General features: G+C 57.5%; 17 protein-coding genes. 11 read left to right on the top strand and 6 right to left on the bottom strand.

The window, feature by feature from the left end:
* Positions 1 to 2: 2 nt before the first annotated feature.
* Positions 3 to 446, bottom strand: coding sequence for a low molecular weight protein-tyrosine-phosphatase Wzb (gene wzb, locus FOY96_RS07305; protein ID WP_023312405.1), 444 nt, complete (start codon positions 444 to 446; stop codon positions 3 to 5).
* A gap of 6 nt (positions 447 to 452) precedes the next feature.
* A complete protein-coding gene (locus FOY96_RS07300; RefSeq protein WP_014170829.1) occupies positions 453 to 1,592 on the bottom strand; it encodes a polysaccharide export protein in 1,140 nt (379 codons plus the stop codon).
* 692 nt (positions 1,593 to 2,284) lie between these two features.
* On the opposite strand from FOY96_RS07300, the gene FOY96_RS07295 reads away from it, so the two are divergent.
* Positions 2,285 to 3,868: a TerC family protein gene (locus FOY96_RS07295; RefSeq protein WP_143346761.1), complete on the top strand. Its 1,584-nt coding sequence runs from the start codon at positions 2,285 to 2,287 to the stop codon at positions 3,866 to 3,868.
* Positions 3,869 to 3,977: 109 nt separating this feature from the next.
* Here the strand turns inward: FOY96_RS07295 and asmA are convergent, their stop codons facing one another.
* The 3 genes from asmA to udk all read right to left on the bottom strand — a co-directional run bounded on the left by asmA (position 3,978) and on the right by udk (position 7,165).
* On the bottom strand, positions 3,978 to 5,828 hold the full coding sequence (asmA, locus tag FOY96_RS07290; RefSeq protein ID WP_143346760.1) for an outer membrane assembly protein AsmA: 1,851 nt from the start codon (positions 5,826 to 5,828) through the stop codon (positions 3,978 to 3,980).
* Between the two features lie 22 nt (positions 5,829 to 5,850).
* Complete coding sequence (gene dcd / locus FOY96_RS07285) at positions 5,851 to 6,432, bottom strand: dCTP deaminase (RefSeq protein ID WP_023312408.1); 582 nt, start codon at positions 6,430 to 6,432, stop codon at positions 5,851 to 5,853.
* Positions 6,433 to 6,523: 91 nt separating this feature from the next.
* Positions 6,524 to 7,165 carry a uridine kinase gene (gene udk, locus FOY96_RS07280; RefSeq protein ID WP_033145985.1) on the bottom strand — a complete coding sequence of 214 codons (642 nt, stop codon included), beginning with the start codon at positions 7,163 to 7,165 and terminating at the stop codon, positions 6,524 to 6,526.
* Between the two features lie 343 nt (positions 7,166 to 7,508).
* Here udk and FOY96_RS07275 point away from each other — a divergent pair, with 343 nt between their 5' ends.
* The gene (locus FOY96_RS07275; protein WP_143346759.1) at positions 7,509 to 10,838 is read left to right on the top strand and encodes a diguanylate cyclase; all 3,330 of its coding nucleotides are present in this window, start codon (positions 7,509 to 7,511) and stop codon (positions 10,836 to 10,838) included.
* On the opposite strand, the gene alkA is transcribed toward FOY96_RS07275, so the two are convergent.
* Positions 10,803 to 11,675 (bottom strand): DNA-3-methyladenine glycosylase 2, encoded by an 873-nt coding sequence (gene alkA, locus FOY96_RS07270; protein WP_143346758.1) that lies wholly within the window; start codon positions 11,673 to 11,675, stop codon positions 10,803 to 10,805. The two genes, FOY96_RS07275 and alkA, sit on opposite strands and share 36 nt — an antisense overlap.
* 130 nt (positions 11,676 to 11,805) lie before the next feature.
* Here alkA and yegD point away from each other — a divergent pair, with 130 nt between their 5' ends.
* The 9 genes from yegD to FOY96_RS07225 all read left to right on the top strand — a co-directional run bounded on the left by yegD (position 11,806) and on the right by FOY96_RS07225 (position 25,578).
* The gene (gene yegD / locus FOY96_RS07265) at positions 11,806 to 13,158 is read left to right on the top strand and encodes a molecular chaperone (protein WP_087823004.1); all 1,353 of its coding nucleotides are present in this window, start codon (positions 11,806 to 11,808) and stop codon (positions 13,156 to 13,158) included.
* A 200-nt stretch (positions 13,159 to 13,358) separates the two neighbouring features.
* Positions 13,359 to 14,561 carry an MdtA/MuxA family multidrug efflux RND transporter periplasmic adaptor subunit gene (locus FOY96_RS07260; protein WP_143346757.1) on the top strand — a complete coding sequence of 401 codons (1,203 nt, stop codon included), beginning with the start codon at positions 13,359 to 13,361 and terminating at the stop codon, positions 14,559 to 14,561.
* A complete protein-coding gene (locus FOY96_RS07255) occupies positions 14,561 to 17,683 on the top strand; it encodes an MdtB/MuxB family multidrug efflux RND transporter permease subunit (RefSeq protein WP_143346756.1) in 3,123 nt (1,040 codons plus the stop codon). The genes FOY96_RS07260 and FOY96_RS07255 overlap by 1 nt, the downstream gene beginning before the upstream one ends.
* Positions 17,684 to 20,761 carry a multidrug efflux RND transporter permease subunit MdtC gene (mdtC, locus tag FOY96_RS07250; RefSeq protein WP_143346755.1) on the top strand — a complete coding sequence of 1,026 codons (3,078 nt, stop codon included), beginning with the start codon at positions 17,684 to 17,686 and terminating at the stop codon, positions 20,759 to 20,761.
* Positions 20,762 to 22,177: an MFS transporter gene (locus FOY96_RS07245; RefSeq protein WP_143346754.1), complete on the top strand. Its 1,416-nt coding sequence runs from the start codon at positions 20,762 to 20,764 to the stop codon at positions 22,175 to 22,177.
* Positions 22,174 to 23,577, top strand: a complete 1,404-nt coding sequence (baeS, locus tag FOY96_RS07240; protein WP_023312417.1) for an envelope stress sensor histidine kinase BaeS — start codon at positions 22,174 to 22,176, stop codon at positions 23,575 to 23,577. Before FOY96_RS07245 ends, baeS begins: the two co-directional genes overlap by 4 nt.
* A complete protein-coding gene (gene baeR, locus FOY96_RS07235; RefSeq protein ID WP_143346753.1) occupies positions 23,574 to 24,296 on the top strand; it encodes an envelope stress response regulator BaeR in 723 nt (240 codons plus the stop codon). The genes baeS and baeR overlap by 4 nt, the downstream gene beginning before the upstream one ends.
* Before the next feature lie 95 nt (positions 24,297 to 24,391).
* Complete coding sequence (locus tag FOY96_RS07230) at positions 24,392 to 24,832, top strand: RusA family crossover junction endodeoxyribonuclease (RefSeq protein ID WP_096179264.1); 441 nt, start codon at positions 24,392 to 24,394, stop codon at positions 24,830 to 24,832.
* Positions 24,826 to 25,578 (top strand): hypothetical protein, encoded by a 753-nt coding sequence (locus FOY96_RS07225; RefSeq protein WP_143346752.1) that lies wholly within the window; start codon positions 24,826 to 24,828, stop codon positions 25,576 to 25,578. The genes FOY96_RS07230 and FOY96_RS07225 overlap by 7 nt, the downstream gene beginning before the upstream one ends.
* The last annotated feature ends 18 nt before the right edge of the window (positions 25,579 to 25,596 follow it).

Raw genomic sequence — 25,596 nt, 5'->3', positions numbered from 1 at the left:
TGTTATCCCTGCTGAACTTTCAGTGCCTGCGCCCACTGTTGGGCAGACTGGTCAAGTAAGGTGTAAACCGCCTCAAAGGCCTCATGGCTTTTGCGATACGGATCGGGGATTTCACGTTCATTGTCCCAGTGACCAAACAGCATCACCTTGCCGCGCATCTCCGGAGCGATATCGCACAGCGCATGAATATGGCGTTTTTCCATCGTCAGGATCAGGTCATACTCCCGGCACATGCGGCCAGTGACCTGGCGGGCCACGTGGCCGTCGAGAGAGAGGTGATGATCCCGCGCCACGCTCGTTGCGCGCTCATCGGCACCTTTACCGACCAGTGCACCCAGCCCTGCCGAATCAACGGTCAGTTCGGGCTGGTAGTGTTTCAACAACCGTTCAGCCGTAGGGGAACGGCAAATGTTCCCCACGCATACCACCAGAATTTTGTTAAACATCGCGGATTACCAGGTATGAATGTCGCGCGCCGTATCCGTCATGTAGCGAACGCCACTGATGGTTGGCAGCAACTGGTTGATCAGACGGTTCCAGCGGGCAACCGGCGCGGTGGTGACATACACCACATCGTATGGCTGGAGACGGAACTCCGTTGCCATCACCAGAGAGGTCGCATCGGACATATCCAGCTGGTAGATGTTGGCAATCTTGCCTTTCGCACTGCCCTCACCTTTCAGCGGACGGATAACGAAGATACCGGTCGCGTTAGAGGTCGTCAGATCGATACCTTCAGCATTGCCCAGCGCTTCGGTCAGCGTCATACCGCTGAAGTCCATTTTGAGGGTGCTCTGTTTCTTCACTTCACCCATCACGAAGACTTTCAGATCGTCATTGCGCGGCACGTAGAGGATGTCGCCCGGATAGAGCAGGCGGTTCTGTGTCAGATCGCCGTTTTGCATCAGCGCCTGCAGCGAAATACGCTGCTCCTTCCCGTTGTGGGTGAGCACCACGTTGCGCCAGTCGGCGCCGTCGGTTAACCCGCCTGCGGCGTTGATGGCATCCAGGACGGTCAGAGGAACGTTGGTGATGGCCTGCTGGCCGGATTTGTTCACCTGGCCGGAGATATAGGCTTTTTGCGAGCGGAATGCGGCGATATTAACGTCCACCTGCGGATCGGCGATGTACTGCGCTAAGCGGCCGGTAATATCACTACGGATCTCGGCAAGCGTTTTCCCTGCAACATGGACTTTACCAATGTAGGGATAGAACATGGTGCCATCTGACTGCACCCAGTTACCGGTGTCGCTTGAGCTACGGTACTGGCCCGCTGGCGTGGTCAGTTCAGGGTGGTCCCAGACGGTCACGTTGATCACGTCACCCGGCCCCACGCGGTACTGGTAGGACGCAATTTCCTGGTCCAGCGACATATTCGGCTGGGCAACATTCGGACGTGGACGTAATTGTTCGACCAGACGAGGCGTAAGTGGATAAACATTCACCATTTTGTCGAGATCAAAATCGGCATCCTGTTGCTTGATCACATCCTTACCCATTGTTGACATATTGCTGCCGGGAAAGACCGTGCAACCACTCATCAAGGTCACAGACACCAATAATGGCATCAATTTCATTTTGGATTTCATCATTGATTATTTATCACTTTGGCAGAGTAATTATCCTGTGCAATTTAAATAAGCTCGAGTCGTATTGGGTTTCAGCATGCAGTTAATCAAATAGAAATATAACTGGCATCAGTCCTAAAAAAAGCTTATTCATCCATTGGCTATTGACAGAATAATCGAGGCTGATTCACACGCTTTCAGGCACGCTACCGCCCTTGGCTTTCAGTTACCAATCCACTGACTAAACAATGTGTTATGGATAGACACCCTCTTGAGCAAGGTCTTCTGGAAATATATCAGTCGCTTGAGAAACCCGACGGATAATGAATAACCATCCCTGAAGACCGAACATTAATAGCAACACCGAGATTTAACATTTGATGCTGGGAGAATTGTTGCAGCTAACCTAATAGCAGGCAAGGAGACAACCGTCCTAATATCGGTTTTTAAGATTAATATTAAGAGCAAATTTTTGACCTTTTAGGAATTTCTTTATATTGACAAAATGAGAGTAAAAATCATCACCTGCGATATATCCTAAAATGCATTTCTTGTAATTAAATATACGTATTTCGCTTATTTACACCCTATTGAGAATGCTCTCTTTTTTACCCGTCGTATTAAGAGAAATCTCAGCCCGGCATTGCAATTTCCCCCAGCTTTATCCATGATCGAAGTGTGACATTTGTCATATAACAGAAGGTATTGCTATTACTATGGAATGGATTGCCGATCCCTCAATCTGGGCCGGGCTGGTTACGCTGGTCGTCATCGAGCTGGTGCTCGGGATTGATAATCTGGTCTTTATCGCCATCCTCGCTGAAAAACTGCCCCCTTCCCAGCGCGACCGCGCGCGCGTGACGGGTCTGATGCTGGCGATGGTGATGCGTTTACTGCTGCTGGCCTCTATCTCCTGGCTGGTGACGCTCACTCAGCCTCTGTTCTCCATTCACGGCCTGAGTTTCAGCGCCCGCGATCTGATCATGCTCTTCGGCGGGTTGTTCCTGCTGTTCAAAGCCACGGTGGAGCTCAACGAGCGGCTGGAGGGCAAAGACAGCGAGAATCCAACCCAGCGCCGCGGAGCGAAATTCTGGCCGGTGGTGGCGCAAATCGTGGTACTGGATGCGGTCTTCTCCCTCGACTCGGTGATCACCGCCGTCGGGATGGTCGACCACCTTGTGGTGATGATGGCCGCGGTGATCATTGCCATAACGCTGATGGTGATGGCCAGCAAGGCGCTGACCCGCTTTGTGAACAGTCACCCGACTATCGTGATCCTCTGCCTGAGCTTCCTGCTGATGATTGGCTTTAGCCTGGTGGCCGACGGTTTTGGCTTCCATATTCCGAAAGGCTACCTGTACGCCGCCATCGGCTTCTCCGTCATGATTGAAGCGCTCAACCAGCTGGCGATATTTAACCGCCGCCGCTTCCTGTCCGCGAATCAGACCCTGCGTCAGCGCACGGCCGACACGGTTATGCGCCTGCTAAGCGGTAAGAAAGAGGATGCGGAGCTGGATGCCGAATCCTCCGCCATGCTGGCCGATCGCAGCGACGGGCCGATCTTCGACCCGCAGGAACGACGGATGATCGAGCGGGTGCTTAATCTGAATCAGCGGACGGTCAGCAGCATCATGACCTCGCGGCACGACATTGAGCATATCGACCTGACGGCACCAGAAGAGCACATTCGCGCCCTGCTGGATAAAAACCAGCACACCCGCGTGGTGGTGACCGGCGGTGAAGAGGAAGAGGAGCTGCTGGGCGTGGTGCACGTTATTGACCTGCTCCAGCAGCAGCTTCACGGCGAGGCGCTCAACCTGCGCGTTCTGGTGCGCCAGCCGCTGGTCTTCCCTGAGGGGCTACCGCTGCTTTCCGCCCTTGAGCAATTCCGTAACGCGCGCACGCACTTTGCCTTTGTGGTGGATGAGTTTGGTTCGGTGGAAGGACTGGTCACGCTCAGTGACGTCATGGAAACCATTGCCGGTAATCTGCCTAACGAGGTGGATGAGATTGACGCCCGCCATGACATTCAGAAAAACGCAGACGGGTCGTGGACGGCTAACGGCCACATGCCGCTGGAAGACCTGGTGCAATACGTGCCGCTGCCGCTGGATGAAAAACGGGAATATCACACGATTGCCGGCCTGCTGATGGAGTATTTGCAGCGTATCCCGCAGCCGGGAGAAGAGGTTCAGGTGGGCGACTATCTGCTCAAAACGCTGCAGATTGAAAACCATCGCGTGCAGAAGGTTCAGCTCATTCCGCTGCGGGATGAGGAAGAGCTGGATTTTGAGGTTTAGGTAAAACAAAACGGCAACCCGGTTGCCGTTTTTAGTGTTTGCTCCCTCTCCCGTGGGAGAGGGCCGGGGTGAGGGCATCAGGCCGCAACGCCACCCGGCGCAACGGACATCAAAGCTTATCCAGCAGCTTCTTCACATCCTTACCATCCTGTGAATCTTTATTACGATCCGCCCAGCCGCTAAGCCGACGTTTCGCTTCATCCTGCAGATGCTTGCGCAGGATCTGATCCACCTGCAGGCTGTAATTCAGGGCCTGCCATTTGCCGTATACGGTCAGCGGGACCGGCGTCTCTTTCAGGAAGTCGATGAGCTTGCTTTCACCCTGCCAGCCGGAAAGTACCCGCACGTTAAAGCGCGTATCCGCCGTCTCTTTCACCAGATCCAGCTTACCTTCACCGGTCATTGATAAAAGTGAAGAGGCGCCCTGCATTCCGTTGAGAGTAAGTTGTCCGTTGTCCAGCGTCAGGTCCGCGGTGAAGCTGTCGAGGCGCGTGGCGCTGTCGTAGTTATCCTGGGCCTTCACATCGCTGCTGCGCTCAACCGCCTGCTGCACCAGCTGCTGGAAGTTAAGCCCTTCCATACGGGAATTCTTCAGTTCAAGATGCGCCTGCCCCTGCCACTCGCGGCGGAAAGCATCGGCATCAATTTTCGTGCCTGAGAAGTCACCCGCGAGCGTCAACTGCCCCGTCAGGGATATCGGATAGTTAAAGGCGTTCAGGATGGTGCCTATCTCAACGTTGTCGAGACGCGGCTGGAATTCGGCGCTGGCAACGTCTTTACGGACATCCAGCGTGCCGGGCAGCGAGAGGTTTCCTGCGCCCATCTTCCCGCTCAGTTCGGAGATCACCAGCAAACCGTTATGGTTAAACATCTGGCTGCTCACGTCGGTAAAATCAATGCCGCGCCAGCGCAGGCTATTGGCTTTCAGCAGAATATCCGCCGTGAATCCGCGCAGAGCGTTATAGTCAGGCTGATCGAGATTAGACGAGATAACCGGACGTGATGCCGGTGCCTGGCTTTGCCCCGTCTGGGTGGCATCGTTGTCCGTGGCGCTGGCCGGCAGAGGCGGCAGCAGGTTTTCCAGATTGAGCTTGTCAAACTGCAGATTCAGCACCCACTTCGGCTTCTCTTCGAGCGTGACGCTCGCCTGCCCCTTCAGGCTACTGTCATTTGCCTGCAGGTTGAGATTATCCAGCTCGAGCTGCTTTTGCTCTTCGCGCCACACGGCCTTCAGCGTTCCCTGCCCGGTTATTCCCTGGGTGGGGAGATCGGCACCCGTCAGCTGCCAGTTCAGCTGCTGGATGTCGGCCGTGAGCTGATGCGGGTAGTCCGAGGCGTTCACATTAGCATTCAGCGACAGGGTCAAATCGCGCTGATCGCGGTTCACGCGCCCGCTAAATTCCAGCGACGCAAGATGGTGAGCATCCTGTTCCATCTGCAGGTTGATGTTGCGAATGGTCACCTGCTCCTGGTGCTCATGCTGGAAAACCAACACGCTGTCGGCAACTTTCAGCTTGCCGATATCAAAGGACCAGCCGGTATCGGACGGTTCATCAGGCAGGGTATTTTCGCGCGGCGCAACCGGCGCACTGGCATCACGCACGGCTTCGGTTTGCGGAGTGAGCTGAATCACCGCGCCTTTCAGCATCACCTGCTTAACCTGCAGCTGATGGGAAATGAGCGGGATCAGCGCCACATCGAGACGCATGTTGTCTGCGGACACCAGCGGCTGGGACGCCCCCGGTGCCGTGAGCGACATGCGGCCAGAGAGAATGCTGAGCTGCGGCCAGACGTGCCAGCGCAGCGGCCCGTCAAGCTTCAGTTGATAACCACTGCGCACCTCGACCTGCCGCACCATGTAAGCGCGGAAATCGTTGGGGTTAACCAGCAGAACCAACGCCGAAAGGCCAGCCACCAGCACCACCAGCAAAATCATCAGCGTCGTCAGAACTCTTCTCATGGCATCCTCAATGGACTAACGATCAGTCTTTATCAATACGGCTGGCAACCGCGCCCTGCTGGTCGCGATATTTTGCGTCCTGCCGACGGTTATAAGGACGATCTGCCGGACCTGACAGCGGTTCAAAGCTTAACGCGCCGATCATCATGCCCGGACGCAGCGCCAGCGGCAATTTACCGGCATTGAAGAATTCCAGCACGATACGCCCCGACCAGCCTGGATCGATACGGTGCGCGGTCACGTGAACCATCAGCCCCAGTCGCGCCAGCGAAGAACGACCATCAAGCCAGCCGACCAGGTCCGGAGGCAGAGTGACGGATTCAAACGTCACCGCCAGGGCCAGTTCACCCGGATGCAGATAAAAAGCTTCGCCTTCATCAATTACGATTTCGTCACTCATCACGCGATCGAGCGCGGCGCTGACTTCGTCCTTCGGCCCGCTGAGGTCAATGAACGGCGCAGTGTGGCCACTAAAGGTGCGGAATTTATTCCCCAGGCGGACATCAACGGTCACGCCATTGATACGCTCAACGGGTGGGCGCGGGGTAATAGACAAACGGCCTTCATCCAGCCAGGCTTCAATATCGCGATCGCAAAGACGCATGCCACTTTCTCCTTTCATGCATCGTACCCTGAGGCGGTAAGCGCTCAGGGTAAAACCAGGTTATCTCTGAACGGTACACAATTCACGCGGGTTATTCAAAAAACTGGCTGATTTTCGCTTTTAAGATATCAATAGCAATGCGGTTTTTACCCCCGCGCGGCACGATGATATCGGCGTATTGTTTGGATGGCTCAATAAACTGCAGGAACATCGGGCGGACCGTTTTCTGATATTGCGCCATGACGGAGTCCATCGAACGGCCGCGTTCATTCACGTCACGCTTGATGCGGCGCATCAGGCAGATATCCAGCGGGGTATCGACGAAAATCGAGAAGTTCATGGATTCACGCAGGCGGGCGTCGGTCAGCAACAGGATGCCTTCAAGGATAATGACCTTTTTCGGCTCGATGCGGATGGTTTCCCGGGTGCGGGTGTGTTCTACGTAACTGTAAACGGGCAGTTCAATCGCCTGGCCGCTCTTAAGCGCTTCTAAATGCTGGAACAGCAAGCTGTGATCCATTGCATTTGGGTGGTCATAGTTGGTTTTGACGCGCTCTTCCATCGACAGATGGGATTGATCTTTGTAATAGCTGTCTTCGGGAATGACGCCGATATGCTCATCACCTACTTGTTCACGCAGTTCGCGATAAAGCGTACTGGCAATTAGACTTTTACCTGAAGCCGATGCGCCGGCGATGCCTATAATGACGCATTGATGAGACTTATCAGTCATAAATTTAGCGACCTGATTAACCTGGATGTTAAGGAAGGACGACGCCGGAGCGTCAAACGCGGCAATTATAGGGATTTCGCGGGCGTGATACCAGTCGAAAGCACAGGTTCTGCGAGACTGGCCGAAAAGTGACGTCTTATTCCCTGAGTGAAATTTAAATGAACGTTTTTTCAGCGTTTAACCGTTTTTTTTCACGGAGCCTCTATTTAATAAGTCTGTGGTGTCAAATTCTGAGCGGTCACCATATGAATTGTAAATTGTTTGTACTAGCATAAACCAAATTATCAAATTCACGCGTTCGGACATCTTCCCTGACGGCATGGCGTCTCTGGATAAAGCGGTAATGAATAAACAATACCAGCGGGTTTTGGTTACCACCCCACATCCTTTAATACGACTTGTCTGTCTGGGCCTGGTCACCTTTATCTTTACCTTATTTTCCCTGGAGCTTACCCGGTTCGGCACCCTGCTGGCCCCGCTCTGGTTCCCTACCGCCATTATGATGGTGGCGTTTTATCGCCATGCAGGAAAAATGTGGCCGGGAATCGCCCTGGCCTGTTCGTTCGGCAATATTCTGGCCACCTGGATGCTCTTTTCGTGGGGATCGATAAGCCTCACCTACACCTCGATTAACGTGGTTGAAGCCTTTACCGGCGCGCTATTGCTGCGCAAATTGCTCCCGTGGTACAACCCGCTGCAGAATCTGAATGACTGGATCCGCGTGGCCATCGGCAGCGCGGTGATCCCGCCGCTGGTGGGCGGCTTGCTGGTATCCCTGCTGGCTCCCGGCCCTGAACCCCTGCGTAATTTCTTCGTCTGGGTGCTGTCCGAAGCCATCGGCGCGCTGGCGGTGGTACCGTTGGGGCTGTTGTTTAAACCGCATTATCTGCTGCGCCACCGTGACCCGAGACTGCTGCTGGAAACCCTGACCACGCTGGCCGTAACGCTGGCCCTCAGCTGGGCAGCCATCACCTGGCTGCCGTGGCCTTTCACCTGCGTTATCGTTTTGCTTATGTGGAGCGCCGTGCGCTTGCCGCGAATGGAAGCGTTCCTGGTGTTTCTGGTTACCGTGATGGTTGTGTCGCTGATGATTGCCCGAAATCCTGTGGCGCTGACAACCCAGCACGTCGGGGCGATGCTGAACGCCCCCTGGCTGCCGTTCCTGATGCTGCTCCTGCCTGCCAACGTGATGACCATGGTGATGTACGCCTTCCGCGCTGAGCGCAAACACATCACCGAAAGCGAGGAGCGTTTCCGCAATGCGATGGAGTATTCCGCCATCGGTATGGCGCTGGTCAGCATTGAGGGCAAATGGCTGCAGGCTAACAAGGCGCTGTGCAATTTCCTCGGTTACAGCCAGACGGAGCTCCAGTCGCTGACCTTCCAGCAGCTTACCTGGCCGGAAGATCTGCACACCGACCTGGAACAGCTCGAACAGCTGGTCAACGGCGACATCAATACCTATACCCTTGAGAAGCGCTATTACACTCGCGACGGGGAAGTGGTCTGGGCGCTCCTTGCCGTCTCCGTCGTGCGCCATGCCGACGGCTCGCCGCTCTATTTTATCGCCCAGATTGAAGACATTAACGATCTAAAGCAGACCGAGTGGGTCAACAAACGCCTGATGGAGCGCATTACGCTGGCTAACGAAGCGGGCGGCATCGGCATCTGGGAGTGGGATCTGGAGCCAGACATTATCAGCTGGGACAAGCGGATGTTTGAGCTGTATGAAATCCCGCCGCACATCAAGCCTACCTGGCAGCTCTGGCATGACACGATGCTGCCGGAAGATCGTGCCCACGCTGAGCAGGTGCTGCGGGACTCGCTGATTTCCCGTCTGCCGTTTAAGCTGGAATTCCGCATCCGCGTGAAGGAAGGCGTGCGCCACATTCGCTCCCTGGCGAACCGGGTGCTCAATAAGCAGGGTGAAGTCGAACGGCTGCTCGGGATCAACATGGACATGACCGAGGTGAAGCAGCTCAACGAGGCCCTCTTCCAGGAAAAAGAGCGTCTGCACATCACCCTCGATTCTATCGGTGAAGCGGTGCTGTGCACCGATATCAACATGAACGTCACCTTCATGAACCCGGTAGCCGAGAAAATGAGCGGCTGGCTGCAGACCGAGGCTATCGGCCAGCCGATCCTCAAGGTGTTGCACATCACCTTTGGTGAAAAAGGGCCGCTGATGGAGAATATTCACAGCGGCGATATGTCCCGTTCCGATATCGATCAGGACGTGGTGCTGAACTGCCGGACCGGCGGGAATTTTGATATTCACTACAGCATTACGCCGCTCAGCACGCTGGACGGGCAGAATATTGGCTCGGTTATCGTGATTCAGGACGTGACCGAGTCGCGCAAAATGCTGCGTCAGCTGAGCTACAGCGCCTCCCACGATGCCCTGACCCATCTGGCAAACCGGGTCAGCTTCGAAAATCATCTTAAACGGCTCCTGCAGACCGTTCGCGAAACGCGCCAGCGTCATGCTCTGGTCTTTATCGATCTCGATCGCTTCAAAGCCGTCAACGATACGGCAGGCCATGCGGCGGGGGATGCCCTGCTGCGGGAGCTCTCCTCCCTGATGTTGACCATGCTCCGCTCCAGCGACGTGCTGGCGCGACTGGGCGGAGATGAGTTCGGGTTACTGCTGCCGGACTGCAATATTGAAAGCGCGCGCTATATCGCCGGGCGCCTGATCCACACGATTAATGACTATCACTTTATGTGGGAAGGCCGCCTGCACCGGATCGGCGCCAGCGCAGGCATCACGCTGATTGATGAAAATAACCATCAGGCGTCGGAGGTGATGTCGCAGGCCGATATAGCCTGTTATGCCTCGAAAAACAGCGGGCGCGGCATGGTGACGGTTTACGAACCCCAGCAGGAGCGGGATCACAACACGCGCAGCATGATGTCGCTTGATGAACAGTGGCACATGATTAAAGACAATCACCTGATGATGATCGCCCGCAGCGTCGCTTCCCCGCGTATCCCGGAAAGCAGTAATTTCTGGCTGCTGTCGTTACGCCTGTGGACCAGCCAGGGCGAAGTCCAGGAAGAGCATGCCTTCCGCTCGGGTCTGGCCGAGCCTGAGCTTTTGCACGCCCTCGACAGACGTATTTTTAATGAGTTTTTCCGCGCCTCTGCCGCACAGGTCGCCAGTAAAGGCATGGGGGTGGCGCTGCCGCTTTCTGAGGCCGGTTTAGCCAGCGTAACGCTGGTCGATGAGCTTCTCGACCTGCTGGATAAAAGCCCTATGCCGGGTCGTCTGCTGCATCTGGTTATCCCTGCCGACGTGGTGTGCAGCCCGGATAAAAACCTGCAGCGGAGTCTGCAAAAGCTTCGCCAGGCGGGCTGCCGCGTGATCTTCAGCCAGGTGGGCCGCGACATGAACGTCTTCACCCACCTGACCGCCAATATGGCCGACTATCTGATGCTGGACGCAGAGGTGGTAAGCAACGTGTATGGCAACCTGATGGATGAGATGATGGTGACCATTGTTCAGGGCCACGCCCAGCGTCTGGGGATGAAAACCATCGCGGGTCCGTGCAATCAGCCCATCATGATGGATACGCTCTCCGGCATCGGCATTGATTTTATCTATGGCGACACCATCGCCGAGCCGCAGCCGCTGGATCTACTGCTCAACACCAGCTATTTCGCCATCAACTGACGGCGTCCAGCCGTCGGTATACCAGATGTGCAGCAGCGCGTAAGAGCGCCACGGCTGCCAGCGTTCGGCATAACGCCGAATCTGCGCGGGCGTCATCCCGGCAAAGCGTTGCTTAATCAGATAATCATCAGGCAGAAAGACATCTTTCGCCTGCCAGCCGCGCAGGGCCAGGTAGTTTGCCGTCCAGCGCCCTATTCCCGGCCGCTGCTGTAGCGCCTTCATCCCGGCCTCAATATTCTCGGGTGGGAAAAGCGGAAACGTCCCGTCAATGACCGACTGCGCCAGATGAATTAACGACTCCGCGCGTTTTACCGGCATGCCCAACGCTTTCAGCGCCAGCGGGTCCGCTGCCGCCAGCGCGTCCGGGGTGGGGAAGCAGAGATAGCCCGGACACTCCGCGATCGGCTCGCCGCACAGCGCCACCACGCGCGACGTCAGTTTCGCCGCCATCGCCACGCTCACCAGCTGCCCGAGGATCGCCCGGACGCCCTGCTCGTACGCGTCCATCGCCCCCGGCAAACGCAAGCCCGGCCGGGCAGCACCGAGATCGCCCAGCGTATCCGCGATGTGCTGCGGGTTGCACGCGAGATCGAACAGGCGTTCGATGCGTTCAAGGCACGTCTGCGCAACCGGGATTAACCCCGGACTGAGCGTCACGTTCAGCGTATGGGTAGCGATATCCGGCGTCACGCGAAATATCCCCTGATGCCCTTCGCAGGCAAAACTGCGCTCGTAGTAGTCGTGGGTGACGGTTTCAATGCCCGTCACCGCACGCGCGCCGAGAAAGCCAAACATCCACTGCCAGTCGTAAGGGGGTTGCCAGTTCAGGGTGTACATCGTCTCTCCTTTTGGGTTCTCCACAGCATAAACGGAAAGGTCCTGTTTCGCCTTGCTTTCATATTCCTGTTGTCGCCATGCGGACATTTCGTTAAAGTCTCGCCCCTTCTCACTGGCATGGGGATTAATCGTGTTTATTGGATTCGACTACGGTACGGCAAACTGCTCGGTTGCGGTTATGCAAGACGGGCAGCCACAGCTTCTGAAAATGGAAAAAGAGAGCACGCTGCTGCCGTCAATGCTCTGCGCGCCGACGCGTGAAGCGGTAAGCGAATGGCTGTTCCGCCACCATCAGGTTCCGGCCACGGCGGCGGAGACCCAGGCGCTGCTGCGCCGGGCGGTCAGCTTTAACCGCGAGGAAGACATCGACGTTACGCCCTCCAGCGTGCAGTTCGGCCTCTCTTCGCTCGGGCACTATATTGAAGATCCTGAAGAAGTTTACTTCGTTAAGTCGCCAAAATCCTTCCTCGGCGCCAGCGGCCTGAAGCCGCAGCAGGTGGCGATGTTCGAAGACCTGGTGTGCGCGATGATGCTGCATATTCGCACTCAGGCGCAGACGCAGGTCTCCGATGCGATTACCCAGGCGGTCATTGGCCGCCCGATCAACTTCCAGGGGCTGGGCGGCGATGAGGCTAACCAGCAGGCGCAGGGGATCCTTGAACGCGCGGCGCACCGGGCAGGCTTCCGCGACGTGGTGTTCCAGTACGAGCCGGTTGCAGCGGGGCTGGATTTTGAAGCCACGCTGACGGAAGAGAAGCGCGTATTAGTCGTGGATATCGGCGGGGGCACCACGGACTGCTCGCTGCTGCTGATGGGGCCGCAGTGGCATAACCGTCGCGATCGTGAAAATAGCCTGCTCGGGCACAGCGGCTGCCGCGTAGGCGGTAACGATCTCGATATCGCGCTGGCATTCAAGAGCCTGATGCCGCTGCTCGGCATGGGCGGTCAGACGGAAAAAGGCATCGCCCTGCCGATCCTGCCGTGGTGGAACGCGATTGCCATCAACGATGTGCCTGCGCAGAGTGATTTTTACAGCACCGCGAACGGCCGCTTCCTGAACGATCTGGTGCGCGACGCGCAGGACGCCGAAAAAGTTGCCCTGCTGTATAAAGTGTGGCGTCAGCGCCTGAGCTACCGCGTGGTGCGTACTGCCGAAGAGAGCAAAATTGCCCTTTCCGATCGTACCGAGCATGCGGTCTCCTTGCCGTTTATCAGCGACAATCTGGCCACCGCGATTTCGCAGGACGGGCTGGAGACGGCCCTCGCGCAGCCGCTACAGCGTATTCTGGAGCAGGTGCAGCTGGCGCTGGAGAACGGTAAAGAGAAGCCGGACGTTATCTACCTGACCGGGGGTAGCGCCCGTTCGCCGCTGATCAAGAAAGCACTGGCGGAACAGCTGCCGGGCATTCCGATTGCCGGTGGCGATGACTTTGGCTCCGTTACCGCTGGTCTGGCGCGCTGGGCGCAGGTGATGTTTAGCTAGCGTTGTCGCGGTGCGGTCTGGTGCCCTCTCCCACAGGGAGAGGGAGAAAACACCAAAAACGGCAACGGATGTTGCCGTTTTGCGTTTACCTCCATTCAGACCATTCCTGACAGTCTTCCATATTTCCTCCATTTTTCCGCTGTGTTAGCTGACTAAACTAGTATCATTCCCCGAAGTCTTCAGGATGAGAACGTACAACGATGAAAGGCAGTAACAAATCCCGCTGGGCAATCGCCGCTGGCATCATTGTGGTGGTCCTTGCCGCCGCCTGGTACTGGCACAGTCAATCCGCGAACACCGCAGCCCCCGCCGGTGCCAATAGTCAGGCACAGCGCCCGGCAGGCGGAGGGCGTCAAGGCATGCGCGGCGGCGCGCTGGCGCCGGTACAGGCGGCGACGGCAGTGAATAAAGCCGTTCCTCGCTATCTAACGGGCCTTGGGACCATTACCGCCGCCAACACCGTGACGGTGCGCAGCCGCGTCGACGGTCAGCTGATGGCCATTCACTTCCAGGAAGGTCAGCAGGTCAAAGCTGGCGATCTGCTGGCGGAAATCGACCCGAGCCAGTTTAAGGTCGCCCTCGCCCAGGCGCAGGGGCAGCTCGCGAAGGACAAAGCCACCCTCGCCAACGCTCGCCGCGATTTGGCCCGCTACCAGCAGCTGGTGAAAACCAACCTCGTGTCTCGTCAGGAGCTGGACACCCAGCAGTCGCTGGTCAGCGAAACGCAGGGTACCATCAAAGCCGACGAGGCCGCCGTGGCCAGCGCACAGCTGCAGCTGGACTGGAGCCGCATCACCGCGCCGATTGACGGGCGCGTGGGCCTGAAGCAGGTCGATATCGGCAACCAGATCTCCAGCGGCGACACCACGGGCATCGTGGTGATCACCCAGACCCACCCGATTGATTTAGTCTTTACCCTGCCGGAAAGCGACATTGCGACCGTGGTGCAGGCGCAAAAAGCCGGTAAAGGGCTGGTGGTTGAAGCCTGGGACCGCAGCAACAAGCAGAAGCTGAGCGAAGGCTCCCTGCTCAGCCTGGATAATCAGATCGACACCACCACCGGCACCATCAAGCTGAAGGCGCGCTTTAACAACCAGGACGATGCCCTCTTCCCGAACCAGTTCGTCAACGCGCGCATGCTGGTCGCCACCGAAGAGAACGCGGTGGTGATCCCAACGGCTGCCCTGCAGATGGGTAACGAAGGTAACTTCGTCTGGGTACTTAACAGCGACAATAAGGTCAGCAAGCACCTGGTGAAAACCGGTATCCAGGACAGCCAGACGGTGGTCATCGCCGCAGGCCTTTCCGCAGGCGACCGCGTGGTCACCGACGGCATTGACCGTCTGACCGAAGGGGCTAAAGTGGAAGTGGTTGAACCTGCGAAACAGGGAGAGAAATCCTGATGCAGGTTATGCCCCCAGGCTCTACAGGCGGGCCGTCACGCCTGTTTATCCTCCGTCCTGTCGCCACCACGCTGCTGATGGTGGCGATCCTGCTCGCCGGGATTATCGGCTATCGCTTCCTGCCCGTGTCGGCGCTACCGGAGGTGGATTACCCAACGATTCAGGTTGTCACTCTCTATCCCGGAGCCAGCCCGGACGTGGTGACGTCCGCCATTACCGCCCCGCTGGAGCGCCAGTTTGGGCAGATGTCTGGGCTAAAACAGATGTCCTCCCAGAGTTCCGGCGGGGCATCCGTCGTGACGCTGCAGTTCCAGCTGACGCTGTCGCTGGACGTCGCCGAGCAGGAGGTACAGGCCGCCATCAACGCCGCCACCAACCTGCTGCCTTCGGACCTGCCTAACCCGCCGGTCTACAGCAAGGTGAACCCGGCCGATCCGCCGATCATGACGCTTGCCGTCACCTCCTCCGCCATGCCGATGACCCAGGTAGAGGATATGGTCGAAACGCGCGTGGCGCAGAAAATTTCACAGGTCTCCGGCGTCGGCCTCGTCACGCTGGCGGGCGGCCAGCGCCCCGCCGTGCGCGTGAAGCTGAACGCGCAGGCGATTGCCGCGCTGGGCCTGACCAGCGAAACCATCCGCACCGCCATCAGCAGCGCCAACGTTAACTCGGCAAAAGGCTCGCTGGACGGCCCTACCCGCGCCGTGACGCTCTCTGCCAACGATCAGATGCAGTCCGCCGATGAATACCGTCAGCTGATTATTGCTTACCAGAACGGCGCTCCGGTGCGTCTGGGCGACGTGGCGACCGTGGAGCAAGGTGCCGAAAACAGCTGGCTCGGCGCCTGGGCCAACAGGCAGCAGGCGATCGTGATGAACGTGCAGCGCCAGCCGGGCGCCAACATCATCGAAACCGCCGACAGCATCCGCACCATGCTGCCGCAGCTGATCGAAAGCCTGCCGAAATCGGTCAGCGTGAAGGTGCTTTCCGACCGTACCACCAACATTCGCGCGTCGGTCACCGACACCCAGTTTGAGCTGATGCTGGCGATTGCGCTGGTCGTCATGATCATCTATCTGTTCCTGCGTAACGTTCCGGCAACCATTATTCCCGCCGTCGCCGTGCCGCTCTCGCTGGTCGGGACCTTTGCGGTGATGGTGTTCCTCGATTTTTCGATTAACAACCTGACGCTGATGGCGCTCACCATCGCCACCGGGTTCGTGGTGGATGACGCCATCGTCGTTATCGAGAACATTTCGCGCTATATCGAGAAAGGCGAAAAGCCGCTGGCGGCCGCGCTGAAGGGCGCGGGCGAAATCGGCTTTACCATTATCTCGCTGACCTTCTCGCTGATTGCGGTGCTGATCCCGCTGCTGTTTATGGGCGATATCGTCGGGCGTCTGTTCCGCGAGTTTGCCGTGACGCTGGCGGTCGCCATTTTGATCTCCGCCGTGGTGTCGCTGACCCTGACGCCGATGATGTGCGCCCGCATGCTGAGCCACGAGTCCCTGCGCAAGCAAAACCGCTTCTCGCGCGCCTCCGAGCGGATGTTCGAGCAGATTATTGCCGCCTACGGCCGCGTGCTGGCGAAAGTTCTGAACCATCCGTGGGCCACGCTCGGCGTGGCGCTGGGAACCCTGGCGCTCAGCGTGATGCTGTGGATTTTCATTCCGAAAGGCTTCTTCCCGATTCAGGACAACGGCATTATTCAGGGCACGCTGCAGGCTCCGCAGTCGGTCTCCTTCGCCAGTATGGCCCAGCGCCAGCAGCAGGTGTCTGAAATCATCATGAAGGATCCGGCGGTCGAGAGCCTGACCTCCTACGTGGGCGTCGACGGCACCAACCCGTCGCTCAACAGCGCGCGTCTGCAGATCAACCTCAAGCCGCTGGATGAACGCGACGATCGCGTCAACGCCGTCATTGAGCGTCTGCAAAACGCCGTCGCGCGCGTGCCGGGCGTTGAGCTTTACCTGCAGCCGATTCAGGATTTGACCATTGATACCCAGGTCAGCCGCACGCAGTACCAGTTCACGCTGCAGGCCACCTCGCTGGACGCGCTCAGCACCTGGGTGCCGCAGCTGGTGAATAAGCTTAACACCCTGCCGCAGCTCGCCGACGTCAGCAGCGACTGGCAGGACAAAGGGCTGGCGGCATACGTGAACGTCAACCGCGATACCGCCAGCCGCCTGGGCATTACCATGTCGGATGTGGACAACGCCCTGTACAACGCCTTCGGTCAGCGCCTGATCTCCACCATCTACACCCAGGCGAACCAGTATCGCGTGGTGCTGGAGCACAACACTGAGAACACGCCGGGACTGGCGGGGCTGGACTCGGTGCGCCTGACCAGCAAAGACGGCGGCATTGTGCCGCTGAGCGCTATCGCCACGGTGGAAGAACGCTATACCCCGCTGTCGATTAACCATCTGGATCAGTTCCCGTCCACCACCATCTCCTTCAACGTGCCGGACAATTATTCTCTCGGCGAAGCGGTGGAGGCCATTCAGGCTGCTGAAAAAGAGCTCAGCTTCCCGTCCGATATTCAGACCCAGTTCCAGGGCAGCACGCTGGCGTTTCAGGCCGCGCTGGGTAACACCATCTGGCTTATCGTCGCGGCGGTCGTGGCGATGTACATCGTGCTCGGCGTGCTGTACGAAAGCTTTATCCACCCGATCACCATCCTCTCTACCCTGCCGACGGCGGGCGTGGGGGCGCTGCTGGCACTGATGCTGGCGGGCAGCGAGCTGGACGTCATTGCCATCATCGGCATTATCCTGCTTATCGGGATCGTGAAGAAAAACGCCATCATGATGATCGACTTCGCCCTGGCCGCCGAGCGCGAGCAGGGCATGTCGCCGCGCGACGCCATCTTCCAGGCCTGTCTGCTGCGTTTTCGTCCAATCCTGATGACGACGCTGGCCGCCCTGCTGGGCGCGCTGCCGCTGATGCTCAGCACCGGCGTTGGCGCGGAGCTGCGCCGTCCGCTGGGTATCGGCATGGTCGGCGGTCTGCTGGTAAGCCAGGTGCTCACGCTCTTCACTACGCCGGTTATCTACCTGCTGTTTGACCGCCTGGCGCTGTGGACCAAAAGCCGCTTCCCGAAACGTGAAGAGGAGGCATAAGTGAAGTTTTTCGCCCTCTTCATTTATCGCCCGGTGGCGACGATTTTAATCTCGCTCGCCATTACCCTCTGCGGCGTGCTGGGCTTCCGGCTGCTGCCGGTAGCGCCTCTGCCGCAGGTGGATTTCCCGGTGATCATGGTCAGCGCCTCGCTGCCGGGCGCGTCACCGGAGACCATGGCCTCGTCGGTTGCCACGCCGCTGGAGCGCTCGCTCGGGCGGATTGCGGGGGTCAACGAGATGACCTCCAGCAGCTCGCTGGGCAGCACGCGCATCATTCTGGAGTTCAGCTTCGACCGGGATATTAACGGTGCGGCGCGCGACGTGCAGGCGGCCATCAACGCCGCACAAAGCCTGCTGCCGAGCGGGATGCCGAGCCGCCCAACCTACCGCAAGGCCAACCCGTCCGATGCGCCGATCATGATCCTGACGCTGACCTCCGATACGTACTCGCAGGGGCAGCTTTACGACTTTGCGTCTACCCAGCTGGCGCAGACCATCTCACAAATTAACGGCGTCGGTGACGTGAGCGTCGGCGGGAGCTCCCTGCCCGCCGTGCGCGTAGGCCTAAACCCGCAGGCGCTGTTCAACCAGGGCGTGTCGCTGGATGACGTGCGCTCCGCCATCAGCACGGCCAACGTCCGCAAGCCGCAAGGGGCGATTGAGGACGGCAGCCACCGCTGGCAGATCCACACCAACGACGAGCTGAAGACCGCCGCGGAATATCAGCCGCTCATTATTCACTACAACAACGGCGCGGCGGTGCGCTTGAGCGACGTCGCCAGCGTCACCGACTCGGTGCAGGACGTGCGCAACGCCGGGATGACCAACGCGAAACCGGCCATTCTGCTGATGATCCGCAAGCTGCCGGAAGCGAACATTATTGAGACGGTGAACAGCATTCGCGCCCGTCTTCCGGACCTGCAGGAGACCATCCCGGCAGCAATCGATCTGCAAATTGCCCAGGATCGCTCCCCGACCATTCGCGCCTCGCTTGAAGAGGTGGAGCAAACGCTGATTATCTCCGTCGCGCTGGTGATCCTGGTGGTCTTCCTGTTCCTGCGATCCGGTCGCGCGACGCTTATCCCGGCGGTGGCCGTGCCGGTCTCGCTGATCGGTACCTTTGCCGCCATGTACCTGTGCGGGTTTAGCCTCAACAACCTGTCGCTGATGGCCCTGACGATAGCGACGGGCTTCGTGGTGGATGACGCCATCGTGGTGCTGGAAAACATTTCCCGCCACCTGGAAGCGGGCGTGAAGCCGCTGCAGGCCGCGCTGCAGGGCACGCGCGAGGTGGGCTTTACGGTGCTCTCCATGAGCCTGTCGCTGGTGGCGGTATTCCTGCCGCTGCTGCTGATGGGCGGGCTGCCGGGCCGGCTGCTGCGCGAGTTCGCCGTCACCCTCTCCGTCGCCATCGGGATTTCGCTGGTTATCTCCCTTACGCTGACGCCAATGATGTGCGGCTGGATGCTCAAGCGCAGCAAGCCCCATTCGCAGCCGCGCCGCAAAGGCTTTGGTCGCCTCCTGATGGCGATGCAGGAAGGCTACGGCAAATCGCTGAAGTGGGTGCTGAACCATACCCGGCTGGTCGGCCTGGTGCTTATCGCCACCATTGGGCTGAACGTCTGGATGTACATCACCATCCCGAAAACCTTCTTCCCGGAGCAGGACACCGGCGTGCTGATGGGGGGGATTCAGGCGGACCAGAGCATTTCGTTCCAGGCGATGCGCGGCAAGCTGCAGGACTTTATGAAGATCATTCGGGAAGACAAAGCCGTGGATAACGTCACCGGCTTTACCGGCGGGTCACGCGTTAACAGCGGGATGATGTTTATTACCCTGAAACCGCGCGGCGAGCGCAACGAAACCGCCCAGCAGGTGATTGACCGCCTGCGGGTGAAGCTCGCCAAAGAGCCGGGGGCAAACCTGTTTTTGATGGCCGTTCAGGATATCCGCGTCGGCGGCCGTCAGGCGAACGCCAGCTATCAGTACACGTTGCTCTCGGACGATTTAGCCGCCCTGCGCGAGTGGGAGCCGAAGATCCGCAAGGCGCTGGCCGCCCTGCCGGAGCTGGCGGACGTCAACTCCGATCAGCAGGACAACGGCGCCGAGATGGCCCTGACCTACGACCGCGAAACCATGTCGCGTCTGGGCATTAACGTTGAAGCCGCCAACAGCCTGCTGAACAACGCCTTCGGCCAGCGCGAGATCTCCACCATCTACCAGCCGATGAACCAGTATAAGGTGGTGATGGAGGTTGACCCGCGCTACACCCAGGACATCAGCGCCCTGGACAAAATGTTTGTGATTAACAACGACGGCAAGGCGATTCCGCTCTCCTACTTTGCCAGCTGGCAGCCTGCCAACGCGCCGCTGTCGGTGAACCATCAGGGGCTGTCGGCGGCGTCGACCATCTCCTTTAACCTGCCCGCCGGTTCGTCGCTTTCAGAAGCCAGCGACGCAATCAACCGCGCGATGACGCAGCTTGGCGTGCCGTCCACCGTGCGCGGCAGCTTTGCCGGCACCGCGCAGGTGTTCCAGGAGACGATGAACTCGCAGGTGATTTTGATTCTGGCCGCCATCGCCACGGTCTATATTGTGCTGGGCGTGCTGTACGAGAGCTACGTTCACCCGCTGACCATTCTCTCGACGCTGCCGTCGGCGGGCGTGGGGGCGCTGCTGGCGCTGGAGCTGTTCGGCGCGCCGTTCAGCCTGATCGCGCTCATCGGGATCATGCTGTTGATCGGCATCGTGAAGAAAAACGCGATCATGATGGTGGATTTCGCCCTGGACGCCCAGCGCAACGGCAATCTGTCGCCGGAAGAGGCCATCTTCCAGGCCTGCCTGCTGCGTTTTCGTCCGATCATGATGACCACCCTGGCGGCGCTGTTTGGCGCACTGCCGCTGGTTATCTCGGGCGGAGACGGCTCAGAGCTGCGCCAGCCGCTGGGGATCACCATTGTCGGCGGCCTGGTCATGAGCCAGCTGCTGACGCTGTACACCACGCCGGTGGTCTATCTGTTCTTCGACCGCCTGCGGCTGCGCTTTTCGCGTAAAAACAGAACCACGGTGACCGGGTAAATGACTGAGCTTCCCAGCAGCGTTCGCTGGCAATTATGGATAGTCGCTTTCGGCTTCTTTATGCAGTCGCTGGATACGACCATCGTCAACACCGCCCTCCCCTCCATGGCGAAAAGCCTGGGAGAGAGCCCGCTGCATATGCATATGGTGATTGTCTCCTACGTGCTGACGGTGGCCGTCATGCTGCCAGCCAGCGGCTGGCTGGCGGACAAAGTGGGCGTGCGCAATATCTTCTTTACCGCCATCGTGCTGTTTACCACCGGCTCGCTGTTTTGCGCCCAGGCCAGCACCCTCGACCAGCTGGTGATGGCGCGCGTGCTGCAGGGCGTCGGCGGGGCGATGATGGTGCCCGTCGGGCGGCTAACGGTTATGAAGATCGTGCCGCGCGAGCAGTACATGGCGGCGATGACCTTTGTGACGTTGCCCGGTCAGGTGGGGCCGCTGCTGGGCCCGGCGCTCGGCGGCATTCTGGTGGAGTACGCCTCCTGGCACTGGATCTTCTTAATCAACCTCCCGGTTGGCATCATCGGCGCCATCGCCACCATGACGCTGATGCCGAACTACAAAATGCAGACGCGGCGCTTTGATTTCTTCGGCTTTATCATGCTGGCGGCGGGCATGGCCACGCTGACCCTGGCGCTCGACGGGCAAAAGGGGCTCGGCATTTCGCCCCTGACGCTGGGGATGCTGGTCGTTATCGGCATCACCGCCATTCTGTGGTATCTGCGGCATGCCAGAGGTAACGATAAGGCGCTGTTCAGCCTGAGCTTGTTTAAAAACCCCACCTATCGCCTTGGCCTGTTTGGCAGCTTCGCCGGGCGCGTCGGCAGCGGCATGCTGCCGTTTATGACGCCCGTTTTCCTGCAAATCGGAATGGGATTTTCGCCGTTCCACGCGGGCCTGATGATGATCCCGATGGTGCTCGGCAGCATGGGAATGAAGCGCATCGTGGTGCAGGTGGTGAACCGCTTTGGCTACCGTCACGTGCTGGTAACCGCCACGCTGGGGCTGGCGCTGGTCAGCCTGCTGTTTATGGCCGTGGCGCTGATGGGCTGGTACTACGTTCTGCCGCTGGTGCTGTTCTGCCAGGGGATCGTCAACTCCATGCGCTTCTCGTCGATGAATACCCTGACGCTGAAGGACCTGCCGGACGATCTGGCGAGCAGCGGCAACAGCCTGCTGTCGATGATCATGCAACTCTCAATGAGCGTCGGGGTCACAATCGCCGGATTACTGCTCGGCATGTACGGCCAGCACCACCTCAGCGTCGACACGCCGGTGGCGCATCAGGTCTTTTTGTATACCTATTTAAGCATGGCGGTCATCATCGCCCTGCCCGCTTTCATCTTCGCCAGAGTGCCGGATGATACCAGCAAGAACGTCGTGATTAGGCGCGGCAAAAGGAGTGGCTCATGAAATTCTGGCGTCCGGGCATTACCGGCAAGCTCTTCGTGGCGATATTTGCCACCTGTATCGTCCTGCTGATCACCATGCACTGGGCGGTGCGGATCAGCTTTGAGCGCGGTTTTATTGATTACATCAAACATGGCAATGAACAGCGTTTACAGGGCTTAAGCGATGCGCTGAGTGAACAGTACGCCCAGCACGGCAACTGGCGTTTTCTGCGCAATAACGACCGCTTTATTTTCCAGATCCTGCGCTCGCTGGAGCACGATACCGGTGACGATCGCCCGGGGCCGGGCATGCCGCCGCACGGCTGGCGCACCCAGTTCTGGGTGATTGACCAGGACATGCGCACGCTGGTGGGTCCGCGTGCGCCGATCCCGCCGGACGGCACCCGTCGTGCGATTAAAGTCAACAATGCGACGGTCGGCTGGGTTATCGCCTCTCCGGTGGAGCGCCTGACGCGCAATACCGACATCAACTTTGACCGCCAGCAGCGCCGGACAAGCTGGCTGATTGTCGCCCTCTCCACCCTGCTCGCCGCGCTCGCCACCTTCCCGCTGGCGCGCGGTCTGCTCGCCCCGGTGAAAAGACTGGTGGAAGGCACGCACAAGCTGGCCGCCGGGGATTTTACCACCCGCGTCGATACCCGCAGCCAGGACGAACTGGGCAAGCTGGCGCAGGATTTTAACCAGCTCGCCAGCACGCTGGAGAAGAACCAGCAGATGCGCCGCGACTTTATGGCCGATATTTCTCACGAGCTGCGCACCCCTCTGGCGGTGCTGCGCGGCGAGCTGGAGGCCATCCAGGACGGCGTGCGCCAGTTTACGCCTGAATCGGTGGCCTCTCTGCAGGCGGAGGTGGGCACGCTCACCAAGCTGGTGGACGATCTCCACCAGCTCTCCATGTCCGACGAAGGCGCGCTGGCCTACCAGAAAGCGCCGGTGGACGTGATTAACATTCTGGAAGTGATCAGCGGCGCCTTCCGCGAGCGGTTTGCCAGCCGCAACCTGAAAATCGATCTCTCCCTGCCGGACAGCGCGGTGGTATTCGGCGACAAAGACCGGCTGATGCAGCTGTTCAATAACCTGCTGGAAAACAGCCTGCGCTACACCGACAGCGGCGGCGGGCTGCATATCTCCGGCAGGCAGGAAAACGGGCGCTTTGCCCTCACCTTCGCGGACTCAGCCCCCGGCGTGCAGGACGCGCAGCTGGAAAAACTGTTTGAACGTTTCTACCGTACCGAAGGCTCCCGTAACCGCGCCAGCGGCGGTTCCGGACTGGGGCTGGCGATTTGCGTTAACATCGTCGAGGCGCATAATGGCACGATCCGCGCCGCCCATTCGCCTTTTGGCGGGGTTAGCATTACAGTAGAGTTACCTCTGGAACGGGATTTATCGAGAGAAGTATGACCGAGTTACCAATTGACGAAAACACGCCGCGCATTTTGATTGTGGAAGACGAGCCCAAGCTTGGGCAGCTGCTGATCGACTATTTACGCGCGGCCAGCTACGCCCCGTCGCTGATCAGCCACGGCGACCAGGTGCTGCCATACGTGCGTCAGACCCCGCCGGATCTGATCCTGCTGGATTTAATGCTGCCGGGCGTTGACGGACTGACCCTGTGCCGGGAAATTCGTCGCTTCTCCGACGTGCCGATCGTCATGGTCACCGCCAAAATTGAAGAGATTGACCGCCTGCTGGGGCTCGAAATTGGCGCGGACGATTACATCTGCAAGCCCTACAGCCCGCGTGAAGTGGTCGCCCGCGTGAAAACCATTCTGCGCCGCTGCAGGCCGCAGCGCGAGCTTCAGGTGCTCGATGCCGAAAGCCCGCTGATTGTCGACGAAAGCCGCTTCCAGGCGAGCTGGCGCAGCAAGCTGCTGGACCTGACGCCTGCGGAGTTCCGCCTGCTGAAAACCCTCTCCCACGAGCCGGGAAAAGTGTTCTCCCGCGAACAGCTGCTGAACCACCTGTATGACGATTACCGCGTCGTGACCGACCGCACCATCGACAGCCACATCAAAAACCTGCGCCGCAAGCTGGAGGCGCTGGACACCGAGCAGTCGTTTATCCGCGCGGTGTACGGCGTGGGGTATCGCTGGGAAGCGGATGCGTGCAGGATAATGTGATTAACGATGATTTACAGCTATGTATAGTACAGTCACATATTTTTAAACAATACAGAAAAGAAGTCTGGTTCTATTTTTTTCTTTAAGGAAATATCATGGCAGATAATCTTTTGGAAATGATCGTCTTTGGCCGACCAGCCACGGTTAACAGGAAAGGCCCTAAATCTTTGAAGGCAATCTGGCAATCGAAAGTTTTTAATTCTGCAAGCGCAGAATATACTGGCATGCAGGTTAAGTATAAGACAACTTTTAAAATATTTTATTTCCCACATAACAACTCTTATTCAGACGTAGACAATGGACTTAAATTTACCATTGATGCCCTGGCTCCGGTAGTCATGGAGAATGACAGGCAAATAACGCGCATTATTGCTGAGCGATTCGTGAAGGAGCCTGGGAAATCCCTTGTCGTTCCATTATCCCTAGCTCCCTCAATTGCTAAAATATTAGAAATAAGAGAAAACAACTCACCTGCAGAATATATGACCTTAATTAAACTTGAAAAATATAAATGCAATGGAGGCAAGCTATGGTAAACTACTATGATTATTACCATTACCAGGTTGAATTAATTAAAACAGAATATACTTTAAAAGAGTATATTGTTTATGAAGACTTACCAAGAACACCTTCATATAAAAATTTTCTATTTGATTTAGTTGCAATTAGCAAAGACAAAAAAGAAATTATAATCATAGAAATAGTAAATAAGCGTCACGGTGACCATTACCATAAGCGTATAAGAATGATGGAAGAATTAACCACCCATCCTTTTTTACATCACTATTTTAATGTTGATAAAGATGCTCAAATATTGGTTGACTTTAGATATATTGATAATCGAGAGAGTGAGCAATCGGAAATAAATGCTAAGATCCAAGAGAAATTTTCTGAGGATAATATAGCTATTATTCTTTCCGAAAGAATACCACCACTTTATCTTAATAATGAAAGCACTGCAACCAATTCATTTATTAGAGACTGGATTTATATAGCAAGAATGATTCGTTCCATGATCTCTTTTCACAGAACACAAAACAATCATCATCGAAACAAGAATTCAACCCTTGATTATCTTAACCTGATACTTTACGAATTTGAAATACATCCTCTGGAACAAATTAATGCAGAAGTGAGAGACCTTTACACACTATATTCAATTGTGCTAAGTGTTATCGAAGGAAATAAAGTATCAGAACTTGAAGCCAGAGAAATGAGATGGCATCTAAAATACCTACAGCAGCAACTCAAAATAAAAATTACATCAGAAAAAAATAAATAACAATGCAAATTTAGCCGT

It is taken from the genome of Enterobacter asburiae (assembly GCF_007035645.1).
In the GTDB taxonomy this organism is placed as follows: Bacteria; Pseudomonadota; Gammaproteobacteria; order Enterobacterales; family Enterobacteriaceae; genus Enterobacter; species Enterobacter asburiae_B.
The sequence above is the reverse complement of the archived record's forward strand: the minus strand, read 5'-3'. Positions and strand labels throughout refer to the sequence as shown.